The 21,920-nt window shown below is 72.6% G+C and carries 21 protein-coding genes; 13 read left to right on the top strand and 8 right to left on the bottom strand.

Annotated elements, in window-relative coordinates; all coding sequences use genetic code 11:
- The first annotated feature begins 263 nt into the window (after window positions 1-263).
- Window positions 264-3,479, top strand: coding sequence for a sacsin N-terminal ATP-binding-like domain-containing protein (locus tag ACIQZN_RS17410; RefSeq protein ID WP_403993966.1), 3,216 nt, complete (start codon window positions 264-266; stop codon window positions 3,477-3,479).
- 17 nt (window positions 3,480-3,496) lie between these two features.
- Here ACIQZN_RS17410 and ACIQZN_RS17405 read toward each other — a convergent pair whose 3' ends face one another.
- The gene (locus tag ACIQZN_RS17405) at window positions 3,497-5,908 is read right to left on the bottom strand and encodes an HAD-IC family P-type ATPase (protein WP_403993963.1); all 2,412 of its coding nucleotides are present in this window, start codon (window positions 5,906-5,908) and stop codon (window positions 3,497-3,499) included.
- 24 nt (window positions 5,909-5,932) lie between these two features.
- Window positions 5,933-6,202, bottom strand: coding sequence for a DUF2530 domain-containing protein (locus ACIQZN_RS17400; RefSeq protein ID WP_403993960.1), 270 nt, complete (start codon window positions 6,200-6,202; stop codon window positions 5,933-5,935).
- A 189-nt stretch (window positions 6,203-6,391) separates the two neighbouring features.
- Between ACIQZN_RS17400 and ACIQZN_RS17395 the strand changes: the two genes are divergently transcribed.
- A complete protein-coding gene (locus tag ACIQZN_RS17395; protein WP_403993957.1) occupies window positions 6,392-7,846 on the top strand; it encodes an NCS2 family permease in 1,455 nt (484 codons plus the stop codon).
- 27 nt (window positions 7,847-7,873) lie between these two features.
- On the opposite strand, the gene ACIQZN_RS17390 is transcribed toward ACIQZN_RS17395, so the two are convergent.
- A complete protein-coding gene (locus ACIQZN_RS17390) occupies window positions 7,874-8,098 on the bottom strand; it encodes a hypothetical protein (RefSeq protein ID WP_403993954.1) in 225 nt (74 codons plus the stop codon).
- A 167-nt stretch (window positions 8,099-8,265) separates the two neighbouring features.
- Here ACIQZN_RS17390 and ACIQZN_RS17385 point away from each other — a divergent pair, with 167 nt between their 5' ends.
- Together ACIQZN_RS17385 and ACIQZN_RS17380 are read left to right on the top strand one after the other, a co-directional pair.
- Entirely contained in the window at window positions 8,266-8,706 is a 441-nt protein-coding gene (locus ACIQZN_RS17385; RefSeq protein ID WP_018101514.1) for a MarR family winged helix-turn-helix transcriptional regulator, read from the top strand.
- Between the two features lie 77 nt (window positions 8,707-8,783).
- Window positions 8,784-10,118 carry an MFS transporter gene (locus tag ACIQZN_RS17380; protein ID WP_403993950.1) on the top strand — a complete coding sequence of 445 codons (1,335 nt, stop codon included), beginning with the start codon at window positions 8,784-8,786 and terminating at the stop codon, window positions 10,116-10,118.
- A 202-nt stretch (window positions 10,119-10,320) separates the two neighbouring features.
- On the opposite strand, the gene ACIQZN_RS17375 is transcribed toward ACIQZN_RS17380, so the two are convergent.
- Entirely contained in the window at window positions 10,321-11,316 is a 996-nt protein-coding gene (locus ACIQZN_RS17375; protein WP_403993947.1) for an aldo/keto reductase, read from the bottom strand.
- A 62-nt stretch (window positions 11,317-11,378) separates the two neighbouring features.
- Window positions 11,379-12,347, bottom strand: coding sequence for a prolyl aminopeptidase (gene pip / locus ACIQZN_RS17370; protein WP_403993944.1), 969 nt, complete (start codon window positions 12,345-12,347; stop codon window positions 11,379-11,381).
- A 179-nt stretch (window positions 12,348-12,526) separates the two neighbouring features.
- Between pip and ACIQZN_RS17365 the strand changes: the two genes are divergently transcribed.
- A complete protein-coding gene (locus ACIQZN_RS17365) occupies window positions 12,527-13,018 on the top strand; it encodes a hypothetical protein (RefSeq protein ID WP_403993941.1) in 492 nt (163 codons plus the stop codon).
- A 12-nt stretch (window positions 13,019-13,030) separates the two neighbouring features.
- Here the strand turns inward: ACIQZN_RS17365 and ACIQZN_RS17360 are convergent, their stop codons facing one another.
- Both ACIQZN_RS17360 and ACIQZN_RS17355 read right to left on the bottom strand, forming a co-directional pair.
- Window positions 13,031-13,804 (bottom strand): alpha/beta hydrolase fold domain-containing protein, encoded by a 774-nt coding sequence (locus ACIQZN_RS17360; RefSeq protein WP_403993938.1) that lies wholly within the window; start codon window positions 13,802-13,804, stop codon window positions 13,031-13,033.
- Window positions 13,805-13,913: 109 nt separating this feature from the next.
- Complete coding sequence (locus ACIQZN_RS17355) at window positions 13,914-15,332, bottom strand: collagen-binding domain-containing protein (protein ID WP_403993935.1); 1,419 nt, start codon at window positions 15,330-15,332, stop codon at window positions 13,914-13,916.
- A gap of 191 nt (window positions 15,333-15,523) precedes the next feature.
- Between ACIQZN_RS17355 and ACIQZN_RS17350 the strand changes: the two genes are divergently transcribed.
- From ACIQZN_RS17350 to ACIQZN_RS17320, 7 genes are all read left to right on the top strand, one after another.
- Window positions 15,524-16,234 carry a hypothetical protein gene (locus tag ACIQZN_RS17350; RefSeq protein ID WP_403993932.1) on the top strand — a complete coding sequence of 237 codons (711 nt, stop codon included), beginning with the start codon at window positions 15,524-15,526 and terminating at the stop codon, window positions 16,232-16,234.
- Window positions 16,231-16,905, top strand: a complete 675-nt coding sequence (locus tag ACIQZN_RS17345; RefSeq protein ID WP_403993929.1) for a DUF4166 domain-containing protein — start codon at window positions 16,231-16,233, stop codon at window positions 16,903-16,905. The genes ACIQZN_RS17350 and ACIQZN_RS17345 overlap by 4 nt, the downstream gene beginning before the upstream one ends.
- Window positions 16,902-17,603 (top strand): TetR/AcrR family transcriptional regulator, encoded by a 702-nt coding sequence (locus ACIQZN_RS17340; protein ID WP_403993926.1) that lies wholly within the window; start codon window positions 16,902-16,904, stop codon window positions 17,601-17,603. Before ACIQZN_RS17345 ends, ACIQZN_RS17340 begins: the two co-directional genes overlap by 4 nt.
- Complete coding sequence (locus ACIQZN_RS17335; protein ID WP_403993923.1) at window positions 17,600-18,586, top strand: endonuclease/exonuclease/phosphatase family protein; 987 nt, start codon at window positions 17,600-17,602, stop codon at window positions 18,584-18,586. Before ACIQZN_RS17340 ends, ACIQZN_RS17335 begins: the two co-directional genes overlap by 4 nt.
- Before the next feature lie 86 nt (window positions 18,587-18,672).
- Window positions 18,673-19,368, top strand: coding sequence for a VOC family protein (locus tag ACIQZN_RS17330; RefSeq protein ID WP_403993921.1), 696 nt, complete (start codon window positions 18,673-18,675; stop codon window positions 19,366-19,368).
- Complete coding sequence (locus ACIQZN_RS17325) at window positions 19,365-19,754, top strand: VOC family protein (protein ID WP_403993918.1); 390 nt, start codon at window positions 19,365-19,367, stop codon at window positions 19,752-19,754. Before ACIQZN_RS17330 ends, ACIQZN_RS17325 begins: the two co-directional genes overlap by 4 nt.
- Before the next feature lie 127 nt (window positions 19,755-19,881).
- Complete coding sequence (locus tag ACIQZN_RS17320) at window positions 19,882-20,232, top strand: hypothetical protein (RefSeq protein ID WP_403993916.1); 351 nt, start codon at window positions 19,882-19,884, stop codon at window positions 20,230-20,232.
- Window positions 20,233-20,285: 53 nt separating this feature from the next.
- Here the strand turns inward: ACIQZN_RS17320 and ACIQZN_RS17315 are convergent, their stop codons facing one another.
- Window positions 20,286-20,939 (bottom strand): DNA-binding response regulator, encoded by a 654-nt coding sequence (locus ACIQZN_RS17315; RefSeq protein WP_403993913.1) that lies wholly within the window; start codon window positions 20,937-20,939, stop codon window positions 20,286-20,288.
- A gap of 78 nt (window positions 20,940-21,017) precedes the next feature.
- Here ACIQZN_RS17315 and ACIQZN_RS17310 point away from each other — a divergent pair, with 78 nt between their 5' ends.
- Window positions 21,018-21,860, top strand: coding sequence for an oxidoreductase (locus ACIQZN_RS17310; protein ID WP_403993910.1), 843 nt, complete (start codon window positions 21,018-21,020; stop codon window positions 21,858-21,860).
- The last annotated feature ends 60 nt before the right edge of the window (window positions 21,861-21,920 follow it).

Below are 21,920 nucleotides of genomic sequence, written 5' to 3'. Positions count from 1 at the left end.
GGCGCCGGTTCCGTCCTCAATCGCCGGACGGGCTTGGGGGGTGCGGACGGGCTTGAGTGGTCCGGGTTGGTTTGGGCGGCGTGGGGTTTCGGCTGCTAGCCGCTTCCAGCGCGCACCGGCCAAATCCAGCCCGTCCGGCGTTTGAGGACGGAAGCCTTGAGGTGGGGGTCGCGCACCCCGGGGGGCGGGGAGTCGGAGGGCCCGGGCCGTAACCGGTAGCTTCGCGGGGTACGCGACACCGCACCGGCAGAGGGAGCACGCGCATGGGCATCAACGCGACGGAGGGCGATCCGTTCGGCACCGCGCGGTTGCGGCGCGGCGTGCTCGCCGCCTGGGGCGCCGGACCCGCCCGGTTCCGGGAGGACGCCAACGCCGAGGAGGACCTCGCGCTCGGCGGCTACCGCGACCGCCTCGTGGTCGAGCTGGCCCAGAACGCCGCCGACGCCGCCGCCCGCGCCGGGACCCCGGGCCGGCTGAGGCTCACGCTGCACCCGGCAACGAACGGCGACCCCGCCGTCCTCGCCGCCGCGAACACCGGCGCACCCCTGGACGCCACCGGCGTCGAATCGCTGTCCACGCTGCGCGCGTCCGCCAAGCGCGAGGGCCACGAGGGCGCCGTGGGCCGGTTCGGCGTCGGGTTCGCCGCCGTGCTCGCGGTGAGCGACGAGCCGGCGGTCACGGGCCGGCACGGCGGCGTCCGCTGGTCCCTCGCCGAGGCCCGCGAGCTCGCCCGGGAGGCCGCCGTCGGCAGCCCCGGACTCGGCGACGAGCTGCGCCGCCGCGACGGCCACGTACCGCTGCTGCGCCTCCCGCTGCCCGCCGAGGGCACCGCGCCCGACGGCTACGACACCGTCGTCGTGCTGCCGCTGCGCGACGGCGTCGCCGAGGACCTGGTCGGACGGCTGCTGGCCGCCGTGGACGACGCCCTGCTCCTCACGCTGGCCGGGCTCGAAGAGGTCGTCGTCGAGACCCCGGAGGGCGTACGCACCCTCCGCCGCTCCCAGCACGGCCCGTACACGCACATCGAGGACTCCGCGCACGGTACGAACCGCTGGCGCACCGCCGTCCACCACGGCCCGATCGAGCCCGCCCTGCTCGCCGACCGCCCGCTGGAGGAACGCCTCCGCCCGCACTGGTCGGTGACCTGGGCCGTCCCGGTGGACGCGGACGGCGCCCCGGTCCACCCCCGCACCGCACCCGTCGTCCACGCGCCGACGCCCACCGACGAACCGCTCGGCCTGCCCGCGCTGCTCATCGCGTCGCTGCCGCTCGACACCACCCGCAGGCACCCCGCCCCCGGACCGCTCACCGACTTCCTGACGCAGCGCGCCGCCGACGCGTACGCGGAGCTGCTCGGCGACTGGGAGCCGATGTCCGTCGCGACGATCGCCCTGGTGCCGGGCCCCCTGGGGCAGGGCGTGCTCGACGGCGCGCTGCGCGGGGCGATCCTGGAGCGGCTGCCGCGCGTCGCGTTCCTGGAGCCCGCCGCCCCGCGCGAACCGGAGCGCTGGGAGGACTGGGACGAGGGAGTCCGCAAGGACACCGTCGGGCTGCGCCCGGTCGAGGCCGAGGTGGTGGAGGGCGCCGGCGCGCAGACGGTCGCCGTGCTGGCCGAGGTGCTGCCGTGCCTGTTGCCGGCGGGTCTGGAACGGCGCGTCGAGCTGCGCACGCTCGGCGTCGCCCGCGTCCCGCTGACCGAGGCGATCGACCGTCTGGCCGGTCTGGAACGCGAACCGGCCTGGTGGCGGCGGCTCTACGACAGCCTGGCCGGGGTCGACCCGGACCGCCTCTCGGGCCTCCCGGTCCCGCTGGCGGGCGCGGGTACGGGAATGGCCAGGGGCGGCCCGGACGCCCCCTCCGCCGACCCCGAAGCGCCCGCGCTTCCCCGCACCACCATCGGCCCCCGCCAGGTCCTCCTCCCGCTCCCCGACGCGCTGTCCGGCCCCGTCCTGGACCGGCTCGGCCGCCTCGGGCTCAAGGTCGCGCACCCGGACGCCGCGCATCCGCTCCTGGAGAAGCTGGGGGCCCTGCCCGCCACCCCGCGCGCCGTGCTGACGACCCCGCAGGTGCGGGCGGCCGTCGCGGGGTCGCTGGACGCGGGTGAGATCTGGGACGAGGACGCGCTCGACGGCGACGAGCTGGTGGAGACCGTGCTCACCCTGGTCCGCGACGCCGCCCTGGAACCGGGCGAGGAGCCCTGGCTCGGCGCGCTCGCACTGCCCGACGAGGACGGCGAACTCGCCCCCGCCGGCGAGCTCGTGCTGCCGGACAGCCCGTTCGCCCAGGTCATGCGCGAGGGCGAACTCGCGCTGTGCGAAGCGGAGCTGGCCGAGCGCTGGGGCGAACAGCCGCTGACCGCCTGCGGGGTGCTCGCCACCTTCGCCCTCGTACGGGCCACGGACGTCGTCCTGGACCCGGACGAACTGGAGCCGCGCGACAGCGACTTCGCGGAGCCGGACGACGCCGGGCTGCTCGACGCGGTGGACGTGTGGTGCGAGGACATCCTCGACCAGCTCCCGGACAGCCCGGTGCCGCCGGTCGCGACCGAGCTCGTCGCCGTACGCGATCTGGACCTGGTGGACGACGACGCTTGGCCGCAGGCGCTCGCCATGCTGGCCCGGCCGCCGCTGCGGGACGCGCTCACGCAGCCGGTCCGGGTGCTGCTCCCGGACGGCACCACGGAGTCCGTCCGCCCCTACACCGCGTGGTGGCTGCGCGGCCACCCGGTGCTGGACGGCCGCCGCCCGGCGGGTCTGCGCACCCACGGCGGTGACTCCCTGCTCGCGGGGCTCTACGACTCCGCCGACGCGACCGGCTTCGAGGACGCCGAGGTGCTGCGCGCCCTGGGCGTACGGACGTCGGTCGCCGCGCTCCTGGACGAGCCGGGCGGGGCCGCCGAGCTGCTCGGCCGGCTCGCCGACGAGGACCGCCCGGTCACCGGCGTACAACTGCACGCGCTGTACACCGCGTTGTCCGCGCTCGACCCGGACCAGGTCACGCTGCCGGACGAGCTGCGGGCGGTCGTGGACGGCGAGGTGCGTGTGGTGGACGCGGCGGACGCGGTGATCGCGGACGCGCCGGACCTGCTGCCGCTCGCCGGAGGGCTGCCGCTGCTGCCCGTCGCCCCGGCGCACGCGGCGGAGCTGGCCGAGCTGTTCCAGGTGCGGCGGCTCGGCGAGACCGTGGCGGCCGAGGTCACGAGCGACGGCGAGGAGCACGAGGTGCCCGAGTCCGTGCACGTGCTGCTGGGTCCGGCCACCCCGGACACGTACATCGAACACGGCGAACTCCGCGCGGGCGGCGTGGAACTGGACTGGCGGCGCACCCCGGACGGGGTGGTCCACGCCGCCACGCTGGAGGGCGTCGCGGCGGGCCTGGCCTGGGCGTCCGGCCAGTGGCCCCGCCGCTTCGAGGTCGCGGCGCTGCTGGAGGACCCGTCCCGCACGCGGGAACTGGCCCGGGACCGCTGGTTCGACTGAGTCCGGGGGCCGCCGTTTCACCCCCCGAAGCGGCGGCCCACCAGCCGCCACGCGTACTCCAGCGCCGCCGACGCCACCACCGCGATGGCCACCGCCGTCCACGGCATCCGCGTGCCCACCAGCTTCAGCGCGAAGAAGTCCTGGAGCCACGGCACCGCGAGGACGACCAGGAACGCCAGGCCCATCGCGGCCACCAGGCAGATCCGCCACCAGGTGTACGGGCGGGCGATGATCGCCAGGACCCACATCGAGACCAGGAACAGCGTGAGCGTCGCCGCGCTCGTCTCCGCGTCCAGCGCCCCCGTACCCGCGTAGTGGTGGCGGGCGATCAGGTACATCACGAAGGTCGCGGCGGCGCAGATGACGCCCGAGGGGATCGCGTACCGCATGACGCGGCGTACGAAGTGCGGATGCGCGCGCTCCTTGTTCGGGGCGAGCGCCAGGAAGAACGCCGGGACGCCGATCGTCAGCGTGGACAGCAGGGTCAGATGGCGCGGCAGGAACGGGTACTCGACCTGGAAGCAGACCACCAGGACGGCCAGCAGCACCGAGTACACGGTCTTCGTCAGGAACAGGGTCGCGACCCGGGTGATGTTGCCGATCACGCGGCGGCCCTCGGCCACCACGGACGGCAGGGTCGCGAAGCTGTTGTTCAGCAGCACGATCTGGGCCACCGCGCGCGTCGCCTCGGAGCCCGAGCCCATGGAGACGCCGATGTCGGCGTCCTTCAGCGCGAGGACGTCGTTGACGCCGTCGCCGGTCATCGCGACCGTGTGCCCGCGCGACTGGAGCGCGGCGACCATCTCCCGCTTCTGCTGCGGGGTGACCCGGCCGAACACCGCGTTCCGCTCCATCGCGGACGCCATCTCGTCCGTGTCCTTCGGCATCCGGCGTGCGTCCAACGGGTGCTCCGCGCCCTCCATCCCGAGCTTCGCGGCGACCGCGCCGACCGAGACCGCGTTGTCGCCGGAGATCACCTTCGTGGCGACCCGCTGCTCGCCGAAGTACGCGAGGGTGCGCCCCGCGTCGGGCCGCAGCCGCTGTTCCAGTACGACGAGGGCGGCCGGCTCCGCCCCCTGGGCCGCGTCCGGCGCGTCCAGCTCGCCCCGCGCCCGGGCCAGGAGCAGCACGCGGAGGCCCTGTTCGTTGAGCTGCCCGATCTCCGCGAGCGCGGGGTCGTCCTCGGACAGCAGCACGTCGGGCGCGCCGAGCAGCCAGGCGGAGGAGGCGCCGCCGTCTTCGGTGAACGCGGCACCGCTGTACTTGCGGGCGGAGGAGAAGGGCAGGGTGCCGGTGGTCGTCCAGGCGCCGTCCTCCGGGGCGCTCTCCGGGGCCTTCGCCGGGGCCGGGTAGGCGTCGATGATGGCCTGGAGGCTGGCGTTGGGCCGGGGCTCGGACGCGCCGAAGGCCGCGAGGACGCGGCGCAGATACGGTTCCTCGGCATCGCCCAGCGGACGCAGCTCCGTGACGTCCATGCCGCCCTCGGTGAGCGTGCCGGTCTTGTCCAGGCAGACCACGTCGACCCGGGCCAGGCCCTCGATGGCGGGCAGCTCCTGCACCAGGCACTGCTTGCGGCCCAGGCGTACGACCCCGATCGCGAAGGCCACCGAGGTCAGCAGGACCAGGCCCTCCGGGATCATCGGGACGATCCCGCCGACCGTGCGGGCGATGGAGTCCTTGAAGTTGTTGTCCTTGACCACCAGCTGGCTGATCACCAGGGCGGTCGCGGTCGGCACCATCATCCAGGTGATGTACTTCAGGATGGTCGAGATGCCGCTGCGCAGCTCGGACCGGACGAGCGTGAAGCGGGAGGCCTCCTCGGCGAGCTGCGCCGCGTACGCCTCGCGGCCGACCTTCGTCGCGGTGAAGGCGCCGCCCCCGGCGACGACGAAGCTGCCGGACATCACCGTGTCGCCGGTCTTCTTGAGGACCGGGTCGGCCTCGCCGGTGAGCAGGGACTCGTCCACCTCCAGGCCGTCCGCCTCGGCGACCGTGCCGTCCACGACGACCTTGTCCCCGGGGCCCAGCTCGACCAGGTCGCCGAGGACGATCTCGGAGGTGTGGATCCCGGCGGCCTTCCCGTCGCGCCGGACGACGGGTTTCGACTCACCGATGACCGCGAGGCTGTCCAGGGTCTTCTTGGCCCGCCACTCCTGCACGATGCCGATACCGGTGTTGGCGATGATCACGAAGCCGAACAGGCTGTCCTGGATCGGCGCGACGGCCAGCATGATCACCCAGAGCACGCCGATGATCAGGTTGAACCGGGTGAAGACGTTGGCCCGGACGATCTCGGTCAGCGACCGCGAGGACCGCACCGGTACGTCGTTGACCTCGCCCCGCGAGATCCGCTCGGCGACCTCGGCGGCCGTGAGCCCGCGTCCGGAAGCGCGCTGCTCCCCGGAAAGTTCGGATGCCCGCTGCGTCATGGTTCGACGGTACGGGGCTCCGCCTCAGTCGGCCTGCGGATCCGCCGCCGCTGCCGCCGCGCGCTTGAGGGCCGCGTCCCGCCCCCGTACGTACCAGATGCCGATCAGGCCGAGGCCCGCGCCGGCCAGGCAGGTCCACACCCACCACAGGTGGCCGTGGTCGTCGAACCAGTTGTAGAACGGGATCTGGACGAGGAAGAGGACGAACCAGAGGATCGTGCCGCCGGTGATGGTCGCGACGACCGGGCCCTCCAGGGGCTCCGGTGCCTCGTGCTTGGGTGTCCACTTCGCCATGCGGCCAGTGTATGCGGCGCGTATATAAGCGTTGTCGGGCCAGTCGGCCCAAGGGTCTACGCGCGGAGATAGCGATCTTCGCCTTATGTATTCATACTGAATCTGCTTATGACTGGCTCGAATTATTCGTGTGAAAGTCCAAAGCTGACCACTTTTGAACCCCTCTACGCACCCTGACTGAGGTCATACATGTCCCCCTCGGCCACCGCTAAGGTCGACGCCACGCCGCCTCCGCCCTCCCCGTCCTCCGGCGGCCTGGACGGCTTCTTCAAGATCTCCGAGCGGGGGTCGTCGGTAGCCCGCGAGATCCGTGGCGGATTCGCGACCTTCTTCGCGATGGCCTACATCATCGTGCTGAACCCGATCATCCTGGGCAGCGCGAAGGACATGTACGGCCACCAGCTCGACGGCGGCCAGCTGGTCACCGCGACCGTGCTCACCGCCGCGTTCTCCACGCTGCTCATGGGCGTCATCGGCAACGTGCCGATCGCGCTGGCCGCGGGCCTCGGCGTCAACACCGTCGTCGCCCTCCAGCTCGCCCCCCGGATGAGCTGGCCCGACGCCATGGGCATGGTGGTCCTCGCGGGCATCGTGGTCATGCTGCTGGTCGCGACCGGGCTGCGGGAACGCGTGATGAACGCCGTACCGGGCTCGCTGCGCAAGGGCATCGCGATCGGTATCGGCCTGTTCATCCTGCTCATCGGCCTGGTCGACTCGGGCTTCGTCTCCCGTATCCCGGACGTCGCGCACACCACCGTGCCGCTCCAGCTCGGCTCCGACGGCCACCTCAACGGCTGGCCGGTCCTGGTCTTCGTGCTGGGCGCGCTGCTGACCCTGATCCTGATCGTCCGCAAGGTCCCGGGCGCGATCCTGATCTCCATCGTGGCGATGACCGTGGTCGCGCTGATCATCGACGCGGCCGCCGACCTGCCGGGCGAGGCGTGGGGGCTGACCGTGCCGGAGTGGCCGGGCAATCCCGTGGCGACCCCGGACTTCGGGCTGCTGGGTCACTTCAGCCTGTTCGGCGGCTTCCACAAGGTCGGCGTGCTGACCGGCATCCTGTTCGTCTTCACCGTGCTGCTGTCCTGCTTCTTCGACGCGATGGGCACCATCCTCGGCGTCGGCGACGAGGCGAAGCTGACGGACGCCAACGGCAACTTCCCGGGCATCAACCGGGTGCTCCTCGTGGACGGTGTCGCGGTCGCCGCGGGCGGCGCCACCTCCTCCTCCGCCTCGACCTGCTTCGTGGAGTCCACGGCGGGCGTCGGCGAGGGTGCCCGCACGGGTCTGGCCAGCATCGTCACGGGTCTGCTGTTCACGGTGGCGCTGTTCCTCACGCCGCTGGCGACCATGGTCCCCTCGCAGGCGGCGACCCCCGCCCTGCTGGCGGTGGGCTTCCTGATCATCGCGGGCTCGGTGCGGGACATCGACTGGAGCGACTTCACGCTGGCGATCCCGGCGTTCCTCGCGATGGTCATGATGCCGTTCACGTACTCGATCACCAACGGCATCGGCATCGGCTTCATCGCCTTCACCGTGCTGCGCCTGGCCTCCGGCCGGGGCCGCGAGGTGCCCGCCGCGATGTACGCGGTGTCGGCGGTCTTCGTCTTCTACTACATGATGCCGGCGCTCGGCCTCACGTAGGGGCGGTGCGCGGGCCGGCCCCGGGGGTCAGGTGACCTCCTCGGCCGGCACGCCGTCCGCCGGGCAGAGCTTCTCCGGCCCGTAGAACTTCTCCGTCTCCTCGACGGCTGACTGGAAACGTTCGTCGAAGTCGTCGCGAATGAGCGTCCGGACCACATAGTCCTGGACGCTCATTCCGCGTTTTGCGGCATGCTGCTTGAGCCGGTCGAGCAGCTCACCGTCTATGCGCAGGCTGAGCACTGTCGATCCCATGCCAAGCAGGGTTACGCCCCACGGGCCCGCCGCGCGAGATTTTCCGCCAGTGGCTCACTCGTTTGGGTGATCGATTGGTGATCCGGCCACAGCGGCCGGAGTGATCCCGCTTACGCGCGTGTAACACAAGTGGTCTTTAGGGTAGGTAATGAGTTACGCTAACAAACATGCCTGACCTGATCCACGACAGCGACAGTGCCGCCGCCGTGAGCTCCCTCCGTTCCGCCGTCATGCTGCTCGGCCGGCGCCTGAAGCACCAGCGCGTCGACGAGTCGCTGAGCCCGACCGAGATGTCGGTGCTCGGGACGCTGGCCCGTTGTGGTTCCGCCACTCCGGGTGAGCTCGCTCGTAAGGAGCACGTCCAGCCGCCGTCGATGACCCGCATCGTCGCGTTGCTGGAATCGAAGGGTCTGGTCAGGCTGGAACCGCACCCCGATGACCGTCGTCAGAAGATGGTCAGTCAGACCGAGCAGGCCGAGGCCATGCTCGCCGAGAGCCGCAAGAAGCGGAACGCCTGGCTGACCACGCTCGCCGAGGGCCTGGACGAGGACGAGTGGGAGACGCTGCGCAACGCGGCGCCCGTGCTGGAGAAGCTCGCCCACCTGTGAGAGCCGCGTCTCCGTGGAGAGACGCGACTCCGTCCCCGTCGACCAGCACGATGTCCACGCCGAGGAGGCGAACCCTTTTGAGTACGGGATCCGGAGCAGACTCCGCCCCCGCACCGACTTCCACCCACGAGAGCAAGACCGGCGGGACCTTCTCGTCGCTGAAGATCCGCAACTACCGCCTGTTCGCCACGGGCGCCGTGATCTCCAACACCGGTACCTGGATGTCCCGCATCACGCAGGACTGGCTCGTTCTGAGCCTCACCGGGTCCGCCGCCGCCGTAGGCATCACCACGGCGCTCCAGTTCCTCCCCATGCTGCTGTTCGGCCTGTACGGCGGCGTCATCGCCGACCGGCTGCCGAAGCGCAAGCTCCTGCTCGTCAGCCAGGCCGCCCTGGGCGCCTGCGGTGTCGTGCTCGCCGTGCTCACGCTCTCCGGCGTGGTCCAGGTCTGGCACGTCTATCTGATCGCGTTCCTGCTCGGCATGGTCACCGTCGTCGACAACCCGGCCCGTCAGGCGTTCGTCTCCGAGATGGTCGGCCCCGCGCAGCTGCGCAACGCGGTCAGCCTGAACTCGGCGAACTTCCAGTCGGCCCGGCTCATCGGTCCCGCCGTCGCGGGTGTGCTGATCACCACGGTCGGCAGCGGCTGGGCCTTCATGTTCAACGGCCTGTCGTTCCTCGCCCCGCTCGTCGGCCTGATGATGATGCGGACGAGCGAGCTCCACAAGGCCGTCATCGTGCCGCGCGGCAAGGGGCAGCTCCGTGAGGGGCTGCGGTACGTCTCCGGGCGCCCCGAGCTGATCTGGCCGATCGTCCTGGTCGGCTTCGTCGGCACCTTCGGCTTCAACTTCCCGATCTGGCTGACGGCCTTCGCGGACGAGATCTTCCACGGCGGCGCCGGGATGTACTCGTTCTTCAACATCCTCATGGCCGCCGGATCGCTGGCCGGTGCCCTGCTCGCCGCCCGCCGCCGCTCCTCGCGGCTGCGGATGCTGGTCGCCGCCGGTACGGCCTTCGGCCTGCTGGAGATCATCGCGGCGCTCGCGCCGAACGTCTGGATCTTCGCGGTCCTGCTCGTGCCGATCGGCATGATCGGCCTGACGACCAACATCAGCGCCAACACCAGCGTCCAGATGGCGTCCGACCCGGCCATGCGCGGCCGCGTGATGAGCCTCTACATGATGGTCTTCGCCGGGGGTACGCCGGTGGGCGCCCCGATCGTCGGCTGGATCAGCGACGCGTACGGCGCCCGCACCGGCATGGTGGTCGGCGGTGCGCTGTCCCTCGCGGCGGCGGTCGTCATCGGTGTGATCCTGGCCCGCCTCGGCGGCCTGCGCCTCAAGGTGGACCTGCGCCCGGGCCGCCCGCACGTACGGTTCGTGCAGCGCGAGCAGCTGGCAACCGCGGCGTAGGGGTTTTCCCCTCCGTACGCGACTACGCGGCCCCGCTCCCGGTTCTCCGGGGCGGGGCCGCGTCGCGTTCACGTGTACGGGTCCGGTTACGCTCGTCGGGTGGACCCGAAGACCAGAAACCGCATCATGGCGGCCGTGCTCGTACTGATGTTCGCCGTCGTCGCCGTGGCGGCCGCCGTCGGTTAGGCCCTCCGTAACGGACCTACCAGGCGAAGTTCTCCGGCGACGGGCCCGGGCCGGGGAAGATCTCCTCCAGCGCGTCCAGCACCTCCGCCGACAGCTCCAGCTCCACCGCGCGCAGCGCCGAGTCGAGCTGCTCCCGTGTGCGCGGGCCGGAGATCGGGCCGGTGATCCCGGGCCGCGTCAGCAGCCAGGCGAGGCCCACCTCACCGGGCTCCAGGCCGTGCTTGCCGAGCAGGTCCTCGTACGCCTGGATCTGCGCCCGGACCTTCGGGTCGGCCAGCGCGTCGCCGGAGCGGCCGGAGGTGGAGCGGGCGCCGCCACCCTCGCGCTCCTTGCGGATCGCCCCGCCGAGCAGGCCGCCGTGCAGCGGCGACCACGGGATGACGCCGAGGCCGTACTCCTGGGAGGCCGGGATGACCTCCATCTCGGCGCCGCGCTCCATCAGGTTGTAGATGCACTGCTCGCTGACCAGGCCGTAGCTGCCGCGCTGCCGGGCGCGCTCGTTGGCCTGGGCGATCTTGTAGCCGGAGAAGTTCGAGGAACCGGCGTAAAGGATCTTGCCCTGCTGGATCAGTACGTCGATGGCCTGCCAGATCTCCTCGATCGGGGTGTCCCGGTCGACGTGGTGGAACTGGTACAGGTCGATGTGGTCCGTCTGGAGCCGCTTCAGGCTGGCGTCGACGGCCCGGCGGATGTTGACGGCGGACAGCTTGTCGTGGTTCGGCCACGCCTCGCCGTCGGCGCCCATGTTGCCGTAGACCTTGGTGGCGAGCACGACCTTGTCGCGGCGGTCGCCGCCCTTGGCGAACCAGGTGCCGAGGATCTCCTCGGTGCGGCCCTTGTTCTCGCCCCAGCCGTAGACGTTCGCGGTGTCGAAGAAGTTGACGCCGGCGTCCAGCGCGGCGTCCATGAGGGCGTGACTGTCGCTCTCGTTGGTCTGGGGGCCGAAGTTCATCGTCCCCAGGACGAGGCGGCTTACCTTGAGTCCGGTGCGTCCGAGCTGCGTGTACTTCATGGACCCCAAGCCAACTCCTTCGAGCGCGCTCGAAGCAAGCGTGTGTCCTTGCGTATGCGGGGTTACGCCTTCGCGAACCGGTCCAGTGCCGCGAGGATCGCCCGGCTCGTCGCCGCCCCGCCCAGGTGCCCCGCGTCCTCGATCACCGTCAGCTCCGCGTCCGGCCACGCCTTGGCCAGCTCCCACGCCGTGCCCAGAGGCCCGCCCATGTCCCGCCGCCCGTGCACCAGCACCCCGGGAATCCCGGCCAGCCGCCCCGCGTCCCGGATCAGCCGGCCCTCCTCCAGCCAGGCGCCGTGCGAGAAGTAGTGCGCGCAGATCCGCACCAGCGCCGCCTGGGCCCGGCCGGGCCGCCCGCTGTACGGGGGAGGCCCCGCGTACGCCTCGCCGGACAGCACCGCGTCCTCCCAGGCGCACCACTCCGCCGTCGCCCGCGCCCGTACCGCCGGATCGGGGTCCGCGGTGCGCCGGGCGTACGCGGCGAGCACGTCCGGGGTCGCGTCGCTCGCGGCCTCCGGGACGTGGGCCCGGAAGCGGTCCCACGCCTCCGGGTGGAAGAGTCCGGCGCCCCGGTACAGCCAGTCGATCTCGGAGCGCCGGGTCGTGGTCACCGCCGGGATCACGATCTCGCTCACCCGCTCCGGGTGCCGCTCGGCGTACGCCAGGATCAGCGTGGAGCCCCAGGAACCCCCGTACAGCAGCCAGCGGTCGATCCCGAGGCGGGCGCGGAGGCGTTCCATGTCGGCGACCAGGTGGTCCGTGGTGTTGTGCCGCAGGTCGACGGCCGGGTCGCTCGCGTGCGGGGTGGAGCGGCCGCAGTTGCGCTGGTCGAAGAGGACGACGCGGTAGCGCTCCGGGTCGAAGTACTGCCGGGGCCCCTCGGTGCAGCCGGAGCCGGGGCCGCCGTGGACGACGAGGGCGGGCTTCCCGGCGGGGTTGCCGCAGACCTCCCAGTACACGCGGTTGCCGTCGCCGACGTCGAGCATGCCGTGGTCGTGGGGCTCGATCGGGGGGTATTTCTCGTCGCGCATGACGCGGTGTCTCCTCGCTCGGCAGCGGTACAGCTTAGGGCCTGTCGTCAAACTGGCGTCGTCCGCCCGGAGGGCGGGCCGGGCGGCGTCAGGTGCGGCGAGAGTGCGTGCATGGCGTCGCCCGGCAGACGGCAGTTTGACGACAGGCCCTAGGGGTACGCGGTCGTAGCCTGGGCGGCGTGAACGCGACTCCCGAGGTACTCGCCGTACTGGACGACCTGCTCGCCGCCGCGTCCCCCGACGACCGGGGCGCCCTGTGGCAGCTCGACCCTCAGGGGAGGGAGCTGGACGCGAACCTCGTGAGGCTGCCGCCGGGCGCGGAGGTCGGGGAGCACCAGGAGGACGTGCTCGACGTGCTGCTGGTCGTCCTCGCGGGCGGCGGCCGGCTCGTGCCCGGTGACGGTTCCGCGCCGCTGACGCTGGCCCCGAGCACGGTCACCTGGCTGCCCCGCACCTCGCGCCGCGCCCTGACGGCGGGCCCGGACGGCCTCGCGTATCTGACGGTGCACCGCCGCCGTCCCGGCCTGACGCTCAAGCCGACGGTGTACGCCCCGGAGGGCGGCGAGGCCCCCTGCGCGCTGGACCGGGTGTGCCCGGAGTGCGGGCGGATGTCCCCGGAGTCGGCACCGGTCTTCTGCAGCGCGTGCGGGGAGCGGTTTCCGGGGCGGTGAGGTCGCCCCGCCTCACAGGTGGCGGTTGAAGAAGTCCAGGCTGAGGCGTACGGGTTCCCGCAGATCCGCCCCCTCGAAACAGTGACCCGCCCCCGGGACGACGACGAACTCGGCGGTGGCGCCCGCCGCCGTGAGCGCGTCCGCGAAGCTGCGGCTCTGGTCGCAGGGGATGAGCTTGTCCGCGTCGCCGTGCATGAGCAGCGTGGGTGGGGCCGCCGGGGACACATGGGCCAGCGGCCCGGCCAGCCTGCGGGCCTCCTCGTGCGCGGCGGCCGGTCCGAGGAGCAGGCTCTCCGGTGAGCCGGGGGCGCGCCCCAGGGTGGTGAGGTCGCTGGGCGCGTACCACGCCACGACGGCCTGAACCTCCGAATCGGGCTCCGCCTCCCGCCGGTCGAGACCGAGTACGGCGGCGAGGTGGCCGCCCGCCGACTCGCCCCAGGCCCCGAACCTCGCGGGGTCCAGCCCGGCCTCCGGCGCGAGGCGGCGCAGGGCGGCGACGGCCGCGCGGACGTCGTCGCGCTGGGCGGGGTAGTGCGCCTCGCCGCTGAACCGGTACTGGACGGTGGCCAGGGCGTATCCGGCGGCCAGCGCGGCCCCGACCGGGTCCGCGACGCCCAGCCAGGAATCGCCCACCCGGGGCGACCCGACCCGCCAGGCGCCGCCGTGGATCCAGATCAGCAGCGGCACGGGCGCGGGGGCGTCGGCCGGCACGGTCAGGTCGAGGAGCAGGGGGCGGTAGCCGTCGATCTCGGCGAAGACGACGTCCCGGTACTCGACCCGATTCATGACGTCCTCCGCTGCTCGACTGCGGCCGAACCTAGCCTCCCCGCCCCCTCGCGCGCAAACATTCGCCATCTGCGAGCAAAAAACGCGCAAGGAGGCGCAGATTTCGGCGTCAGTGCTTCGGCCTGCGCCTGCGGCCCAGGAGGAAGATCCCTGCCGTCGCCAGTGCGAAGGCGCCGGCCGCCGCGTAGAGGGTGGTGGTCGTGCCGGTGTCGGCCAGGCCGCCGTGCGGTGGGCGGTGGTGGCCGCCGTGGTCCGGGTGCGCCGTGGGGTGACTGTGGGTCGGGTACGGGCCGGGAGCGGTGTCCGTGGGCGTCGGTGTGGGGGCCGAGCCCGTGGGGGACGGGGTGGGCGTCGGCGTCGGGGTGGGGTCCGTGGGGCTCGGCGTCGGCGTCGGGGTGGGTGTGGGCGTCGGGGTGGGCGTCGGCGTCGGGGTCGGCCCCGTGCCGTCGCAGTCGATGTCGGCGGCGAACGGGAACTGGTGGATCTCGCCCGCGTCCACGGCGGTGCCGCCGTCGCCGAGCGGACCGGCCGTGAGCTCCCGTACGACGATCGTGCCCTCGATGTTGGACGGGTCGAGGTCCGTGAGGTGGGCGCGGGGCGCGTAGATCGTGCCCTCCAGCGAGTCGCCGTCCGCGATGGTGATGTCGGTGGCGTCGGGGAAGTTCCACAGCATGTAGGGGGCCTGGTCGCCGGAGACGCCGGCGAGGTTCGGGATGTGCCAGACGTACGTGCTGTCCGTGCCGGTCGTGTCGGTGTCCACCACGAACGGGGTCGACGCGTCCGGCTGGTTGTCGAAGGTGATCTCGGACAGGTTGTTCAGCTGCTCGCCGGTCAGCCGGAGTACGTTCGTCTCGCCCTCGGTGAGGGTGATGTGTGCGCTCGTTCCGGCGGGGAAGCCCGTCTGGTCGGGCAGCGGGGTGCCGGAGGCGTCGCGCAGGACGACGTTGGTGGCGCAGGTGTCGATGGCGTCCGAGCGGTCGCGGAAGGTCGCGAAGAGGGCGTCGAGATCCGGCAGGCCCGTCGTGTCGGTGACGGACTCGACCGGCTGGTGAACCGTTTCCTGCACGCGGGGCGTCGAGTCGTACCCGGCACCCTCCGCCACGATGTGGGTATTCACCTCGGCGCCGTTGGAGTCCTCGTCCAGGATCGACGAGCCGGTCGGGTCGCCGACCTTCACGTAGCCGTCGCTGAGGACTTGGAGCACGCCCTGCGGCGAGCTGGCCGCATGATCGATTCTGCCGCCGACGAGCAGGGCGGTCGGGCGGTCGTCGCCGGGGGCGGTGAACGTACCGGGGGTGTTCAGCGCGACGTTGTACCCCGGCCCGTAGGTGAGGTTGCCGCCGATGGCGACCGGCCCCTCGGTCTCCGTACTGCCCAGGACGGCGTCGTCCTGGACGAGCACCCCGAAGCCGTTGTCCCCGGCCAGCGGGTTGCCGGAGTAGTCGGCCGCGGCGGGGGCGGTGGGGACGGCGGTCGCGGCCAGGCACAGGAGGCAGGCCGTCGTGGCGAAGGCAGCGGTGCGTTTCATGCCCGGGAACGTAAGTCCGTGCTCCCGGCGGCCCCGGGCGGCGGGGCCGTGGGCCACCCGCACGCACGCGCCCACGTCCCTCCACTGGCGGCCACCCGTACCGCCACTTGAGCAGTCGCTCAAATTGCTCTACTGTCTGCACCGTTGCGATTTGAGCGACTGCTCAATTCGGCCCTAGGGGGTAGGGGATCGTGGGCGACGGCCTGTACATCGAGGCGCGGATCGGGGTTGACCTGGACCTTGTCTGGGAACGCACCCAGGACCCGGCCCAGCACCAGCGCTGGGACCTGCGGTTCACGCGGATCGCGTATCTGCCGGGCGCGGAGGGGGAGCCGCAGCGCTTCACGTACGGCGTACGGGTGCTGCCCGGGTTCTTCGTCTCCGGCACCGGGATCTCGGCCGGCGAGCGCCACCGCCCGGACGGGACACGGACGTCGGCGCTCCGGTTCGCCTGCGCGCATCCGCTGTCGTTCCTCACCGAGGGCCGGGGCTACTGGCGTTACGTGCCCTGCGCGGACGGCGGCCTCCGCTTCCTCACCGGGTACGACTACGCACCCCGCTGGGGCGGGCTCGCGGACCGCCTCCTCTTCCGGCCGCTGATGGGCTGGGCGACCGCCTGGTCGTTCGACCGGCTGCGGCTGTGGTGCGAGCGCGGGATCACCCCGGAGCGGGCGCTGTGGCGGGCCCTGGGGGAGGTGGCGGCCCGGCTGCTCGTCGTGGCCGTGGCCGCCTGGGTCGCGCCGCCCGCCACCGTGCCGGTGCTCGTCGCCGCCGTCCTGCTGCCGCCGCTGCCCGGCACCCCGGCGGCCCGCCGCTGCCTGCGCCGCCCGCCTGGGCGCGGCCCCGCCACCGCCTCCGTCGCCGCCCCGCCCGCCCTGCTCGACCGCTTGGAGCGCCCGTGACCTCGATCTTCCAGCAGGCCCTGGGGGCCGACTTCGACCGCCTCCACCCCCGCATCCGGCGCCGCTTCTCCGTCGGCCTGGACAGCGGCGAGTCCTGTACGGGGCGCGGGGTCATGGACCGCGTCTGGCACGGCGGGCCGTGGGTGCGGCCGTTCCTCGCGCTGGGCGGCACGCGCAACATCCTGCTCCCGCGCACCGGCCGCGACATCCCCTTCACCATCGAGAACGTGCCCTTCACGGACTCCTTCGGCCGCGAAACGGTCACCTTCGTCAGGACGTTCGCCTTCCCGGACGGGCCCCGGCGCTTCGACGCCACGATGGTCCACAGCCCGGAACGCGGTTGCGTGGTGGACTACCTGGGTACGCACCAGCACCTCGCGACCGATCTGCACCTCGCGGTGGACGACGAGGGCGCCCTCGTCATCCGCTCCGGCGAACACCGCTTCCGCGAGGGCCCGGTGGACGTCCGGGTGCCGCAGCTGATCGGGGGCGACGCGGTCGTCCGCGAGTCGTACGACGAGGCGGCGGACCGCTTCCGCATCCAGGTCCGCGTCACCAACCGCCGCTTCGGCCCCCTCTTCGGCTACGAGGGCTCGTTCACGGCGGAGTACGCACCGGCGCGCGGGATACGGCAGGATCTGCGTCCGGTACGCGAGGAGGTACGGGCATGAGCGAGGCGTCTGCGGCGAGGAGCAGCGGTTCCGGGGCCAGGGGCACCACGAAGGACACCGCGAGGGACACCCGTACCAAGCTCCTCGCCGGCGCCCTCGCCACGCTCACCGAGCAGGGCATCGCGAAGACCTCCGCGCGGAGCATCGCCGCGACCGCCGGGGTCAACCAGGCCCTCGTCTTCTACCACTTCGGCACCGTCGACGACCTGCTCGCCGCCGCCTGCCGCTACGGCGCGGAACAGCGCCTCGCCACCTACCGGGAGCGTCTGGACGGCGTCCGCTCGCTGGGCGAACTCCTCGCCGTGGCCCGCGAGCTGAACGCCTCCGAGCGCGCGGGCGGCCAGGTCGCCGTCCTGGGCCAGCTGCTCGCCGGAGGCCAGACGCAACCGCGCCTCGCGGCGGCCACGGCGGCCGGCCTCACCCTCTGGACCGACGAGATCGAGAGGGTCCTCGCGCGCGTCCTCGCGGGCACCCCGCTCGCCGAGTTCGTGGATGTGACGGGCCTGGCGAAGGCGGCCTCGGCGGCGTTCGTCGGCCTGGAACTGTACGAGGGCGTCGACCCGTCCGGCGCGGAACGCGCCCTGGCATCCCTGGACCAACTCGCCGCCCTGGCCGCCGCGCTGGAGGGCCTGGGCCCGGTGGCGCAGCGCGCGGTACGGTCCCGGCTGCGCAGGTCGGGGAGCCGGGGGCGGGCGTGAGCGTGCTGGGGAGGCGTGCTGCGGGGCGGCGCATACAAGAGGGGGCCCCTCGCCCCGGCCCCTGGCGGCACGGCAGGGCCCTCGCCGCCCTCGCCGCCCTGACGACACTCCTCCTCCTCGCCCCCGGCCTCGTCCCCAACACCCCCGGCCGCCTCGGCAGTCTGCTGGAATCGTTCCTGCCGTGGCTCGGGCTCGCCGTCGTGCCCCTGCTGACCCTCGCCGTGCTGCGGCGGTCGGCCCTCGCGGCGGTGGCCGTCGTTCTGCCGGTGGCGGCGTGGGCGTACGCGTGCGGCGGGCTGCTGCTTCCGGCGGCGGACCCGGGCCCGCGCGACCTGGTCGTGGTGCAGCACAACGTCAGCGACGTGAACGAGGACCCGGCGGGCACGGCCCGCACGCTGGCGGCCCAGGGAGCCGACCTCATCGCGCTGGAGGAGCTGGTCCCGGAGGCGTTGCCCGCGTACGAGAACGAGCTCGCGGCCCGCTATCCGTTCCACGAGGTCCGGGGCACGGTCGGGATCTGGTCGCGGCACCCCCTCACCGGCACCCGGGCGGTGGACATCAAGCCGGCGGACATCGCGGGGCCGTGGAGCCGGGGTCTGCGTACGGTCGCCGGCACCCCGCACGGCGAGGTCGCGGTGTACGTGGCGCACCTGCCGTCCTTCCGGCTCGGCGCGGGCGGCCTGGGCACCGCCCGCCGCGACGAGAGCGCCCGGCTGCTGGGCCGGGTGCTCGACGCGGAGACCACGGGCCCGGTGATCGTGCTGGGCGACTTCAACGCCACGGTGGACGACCGGGGGATCGCCCCCCTGACGTCCCGGCTGAACGTCTCCGAGCGCGGGTTCGCGTTCAGCTTCCCGGCGTCCTTCCCGCTGGCGAGGATCGACCAGGTGATGGCGAGGGAGGCGACGGTCGGCCGGGTGCGCACGCTTCCGGCGACGGGCAGCGACCACCTGCCGGTGACGGCGCGGGTGACGCTGGACTGAGGGGGGCGCGGAAATCGGGATGCCCTTCCCGTACGCCGTCCTTAGTATGCGCGGGCGCACGCCAACGGAACGGAGACGTACGGCACATGACGCCCCACCTCTCAGCGATCGGCTTCCACGCCACCGACCCGCCGAACCTGGCCCGCTTCTGGGCCGGGCTCCTGAACTGGGAGCCTTCCGGCGACGGCACGGTCGTCGTTCCCCCGGACGGCAAGGGTTACGCGCTCCGCTTCACCGAGAGCCAGGTGCCCAAGACCCGGCAGAACCAGGCGCACTTCGACCTGACGAGCGCGACCCCGGAGGCCCAGCGGGACACGGTCGCCCGCGCGCTGGAACTCGGCGCCCGGCACATCGACATCGGCCAGACCCCGGAGGAGGGCCACATCGTCCTCGCCGACCCGGACGGCAACGAGTTCTGCGTGATCGAGGCCGGCAACACGTTCCTCGCGGACACCGGGGTGATCGGCGCGGTCGCCTGCGACGGCACCCAGGCGGTCGGCTACTTCTGGAGCGCGGCCCTGGACTGGCCGCTGGTCTGGGACCAGGACGAGGAGACGGCGGTCCAGTCCCCGGAGGGCGGCACGAAGCTCACCTGGGGCGGCCCGCCGGTCAACGAGAAGCCGGACGTGAACCGCCTGTACTTCGAGCTGACGCTCCCGCCGGGCGCGGACGGGGAGGCGGAGACCGCCCGCCTCATCGAACTGGGGGCGCGGCGCGGACCGGACGGGGTGTTCCTGGACCCGGACGGCAATGAATTCACGCTACGGAAGGCTGCGGAATGACCAGCAGGTTCACCGAGTTGAGCGTCGACTGCCACGACCCGGAGCGCCTGGCGGCCTTCTGGTGCGAGGTCCTGGGCTTCACGGTGCTCGACCGATCGGACACCATGGTCGAGATCAGCTCCTGGGACCCGACCGTGGAGGACATCCGGGCCCGCCAGATGCCGCCGACGATGTACTTCCAGCGGGTCCCGGAGACCAAGGCGGTCAAGAACCGCCTCCACCTGGACGTGAGCCCGATCGACCGCTCCACGGAGGCCGAGGTCACCCGCCTCCTCGCCCTCGGCGCCAGCCGCGTCGACCTGGGCCAGGGCGAGGACCGCAGCTGGGTGGTCCTGGCGGATCCGGAGGGCAACGAATTCTGCGTGGTGCGCACGCTGGCACCGTAGTAACGCCGCTGTAACGGCCGTTCCCTAGCTTCCGATCGCGCGCCGGTTCGCGGCAACCCCCATGCGAAACGGCGGAGTTCGGAGAGCGCGGTCCACCCTCCGCGCCCAACTGCAAAGGAGCGTCCTTATGTTGCGACACAACGTCATGCGCGGAGCCCTGGTCGCCGCCACCCTGGCCGGCCTCACCGCCTTCGGCTCGGGCGCGGCGACCGCGGCGCAGGCCGACGCCACCCCGTGCCACATCGACGGGTACGTCTGCATGACCACGAACGACATCTACGAGCCGACGGTGTACGTCGCCGACGGGAGCGACTACACGTTCCTGCGGCCCACCGAGGTCACCACCATCTCGAACGACACGTCGAAGCTGTACTGCGTCGCCGCCGAGTACAACTTCACCCTGTCCCCGGGCGAGTCCATCACGGTGACGCACACGATCACCTCGATGGGCCCGACCAGCGCGGGCTGCCTCTCCTGACCCACGCCCCCCGACACCCCCTCCGCGCTCCGGCGCGAGGGGGCGCCCGGCGTTCACCGCCCCCCGCCCCCCGGCAGCCCCAGCTTCCCCGCCCGCAGCCCCGCCTGGAAGCGGGACGCCGCCTGGAGCGTGACCATCAGGTCCGCCACGCGGCGGCGGTACGTGCGGAGGGAGAGGCCGAGGTGGCGGGCGGCCGAGTCGTCGGTGCGGCCCGTGCTGAGGGCTTCCAGGATCCGGCGGGAGTCCGGGGTCAGCTGCGGGGTGTCCGTGGCGAGGTACGCGTCGTAGTCCGCCGACCGGTCCCACATCGCGTCGAACAGGGAGTGCACGCCGTCGATCATGGTCTTCGCGGTCGTCACGGAGTATTCGCGACCGGTGGGCGACTCGCGGCCGGCCAGGATCATGACGCGGCGGTCGATGATGATCGTCTCGTGCGGGAGCTCCGCGTCCGTGATGCGCACCTGGGCGCCGCCGTCCAGCACGAGGCGCAGGTGCTCGCGGGTCGCCTCGTCCGCCAGGGCCGCCGGGGTGAGCAGCTTCCGGGTCGTGAAGCCGGGGCCCGGGGTCGTCCAGGTCGCCGGCCGGGGCCAGCTCGCGAGGGTGCGGGCGGCGCACAGGAACTCGGTGCGGGCGGATTCGAGGAGGTGTCCGGCGCGTGTCAGCAGCTCCGCGTCGCCGTGGACCGAGAAGATCTGTTCGTTCCGCATACCGCCAGTCTGGCAGTACGGCTGGCAGCAACCTGCCACGCGCTGGGCCGTGCCCGGCCCTCCGGAGAGCATGAATCCATGACGACCACCACGTTCGCCCTCGGCGGCGACCTCACCGTCAACCGTCTCGGCTTCGGCGCGATGCGCCTGCCCATGAGCACGTTCGACGGCCCCACCCGCACCCCGGAGAACGGCATCGCGGTCCTCCGCCGGGCCATCGAGCTGGGCGTGAACCACATCGACACCGCCGCGTTCTACGCCCGGGGCGACGTCCGCGCCAACGACCTCATCCGGGAGGCGCTCGCCCCCTACCCCGGCGACCTGGTCATCGCGACGAAGGTCGGCCCCCTGCCCGGCCCCGACGGCCACCCGAGCGTCCAGGCGACCCCCGACCAGCTGCGCGCCCTGGTCGAGGCGGACCTGACCGCCCTCGGCGTCGACCGGCTCGACGTCGTCAACCTCCGGGTGGGCGGCATGAGCGGCCCCGGCGGCGAGTCCGTCGCCGAACGCTTCGCGGCCCTGGCCGCCCTCCGCGAGGAGGGCCTGATCCGCCACCTGGGCGTCAGCAACATCGACGCCGCCCAGCTCGCGGAGGCCCGCGCCATCGCCCCCGTGGTCTGCGTCCAGAACCCGTACGCGGACGACCTGGCCCTCCTCGCGGAGTGCGAGGCCGCGGGCATCGCGTACGTCCCGTTCTTCCTCCTCGGCGGCGGCTTCACCCCCCTGGACACGACCCGCCTGGAAAAGGTCGCGACCCGCCTGGGCGCGACGACCACCCAGGTCCAGCTCGCCCTGCTCCTGGCCTCGTCCCCGACCCTGCTCGCCATCCCCGGCACGGGAAACCTCGCCCACCTGGAGGAGAACATGGCCGCCCGCGACCTGGTCCTGACCGAGGAGGACGTGGCGGAGCTGCGGGGCTGACGCCGGAGTCAGACGAGCGCCCTCAGGGCTGCGGCGGACGAGACGAGACGGTTCCTGTCC

The sequence above is a fragment of the Streptomyces sp. NPDC097595 genome, from assembly GCF_044761525.1.
In the GTDB taxonomy this organism is placed as follows: Bacteria; Actinomycetota; Actinomycetes; order Streptomycetales; family Streptomycetaceae; genus Streptomyces; species Streptomyces drozdowiczii_A.
Note: the sequence above shows the minus strand (reverse complement) of the source record. Positions and strands in the feature narration are given on the sequence as shown.

Excerpts from the sequence above, each read along its gene's own strand:
- ACIQZN_RS17395 (WP_403993957.1), top strand. The coding sequence starts at position 6,392 with ATGTCCCCCTCGGCCACCGCTAAGGTCGACGCCACGCCGCCTCCGCCC.
- ACIQZN_RS17360 (WP_403993938.1), bottom strand. The coding sequence starts at position 13,804 with ATGAATCGGGTCGAGTACCGGGACGTCGTCTTCGCCGAGATCGACGGC.
- ACIQZN_RS17405 (WP_403993963.1), bottom strand. The coding sequence starts at position 5,908 with ATGACGCAGCGGGCATCCGAACTTTCCGGGGAGCAGCGCGCTTCCGGA.
- ACIQZN_RS17310 (WP_403993910.1), top strand. The coding sequence starts at position 21,018 with ATGACGACCACCACGTTCGCCCTCGGCGGCGACCTCACCGTCAACCGT.
- ACIQZN_RS17375 (WP_403993947.1), bottom strand. The coding sequence starts at position 11,316 with ATGAAGTACACGCAGCTCGGACGCACCGGACTCAAGGTAAGCCGCCTC.
- ACIQZN_RS17330 (WP_403993921.1), top strand. The coding sequence starts at position 18,673 with ATGACGCCCCACCTCTCAGCGATCGGCTTCCACGCCACCGACCCGCCG.
- ACIQZN_RS17390 (WP_403993954.1), bottom strand. The coding sequence starts at position 8,098 with ATGGGATCGACAGTGCTCAGCCTGCGCATAGACGGTGAGCTGCTCGAC.
- ACIQZN_RS17320 (WP_403993916.1), top strand. The coding sequence starts at position 19,882 with ATGTTGCGACACAACGTCATGCGCGGAGCCCTGGTCGCCGCCACCCTG.
- ACIQZN_RS17385 (WP_018101514.1), top strand. The coding sequence starts at position 8,266 with ATGCCTGACCTGATCCACGACAGCGACAGTGCCGCCGCCGTGAGCTCC.
- ACIQZN_RS17315 (WP_403993913.1), bottom strand. The coding sequence starts at position 20,939 with ATGCGGAACGAACAGATCTTCTCGGTCCACGGCGACGCGGAGCTGCTG.
- pip (WP_403993944.1), bottom strand. The coding sequence starts at position 12,347 with ATGCGCGACGAGAAATACCCCCCGATCGAGCCCCACGACCACGGCATG.
- ACIQZN_RS17340 (WP_403993926.1), top strand. The coding sequence starts at position 16,902 with ATGAGCGAGGCGTCTGCGGCGAGGAGCAGCGGTTCCGGGGCCAGGGGC.
- ACIQZN_RS17355 (WP_403993935.1), bottom strand. The coding sequence starts at position 15,332 with ATGAAACGCACCGCTGCCTTCGCCACGACGGCCTGCCTCCTGTGCCTG.
- ACIQZN_RS17325 (WP_403993918.1), top strand. The coding sequence starts at position 19,365 with ATGACCAGCAGGTTCACCGAGTTGAGCGTCGACTGCCACGACCCGGAG.
- ACIQZN_RS17410 (WP_403993966.1), top strand. The coding sequence starts at position 264 with ATGGGCATCAACGCGACGGAGGGCGATCCGTTCGGCACCGCGCGGTTG.
- ACIQZN_RS17400 (WP_403993960.1), bottom strand. The coding sequence starts at position 6,202 with ATGGCGAAGTGGACACCCAAGCACGAGGCACCGGAGCCCCTGGAGGGC.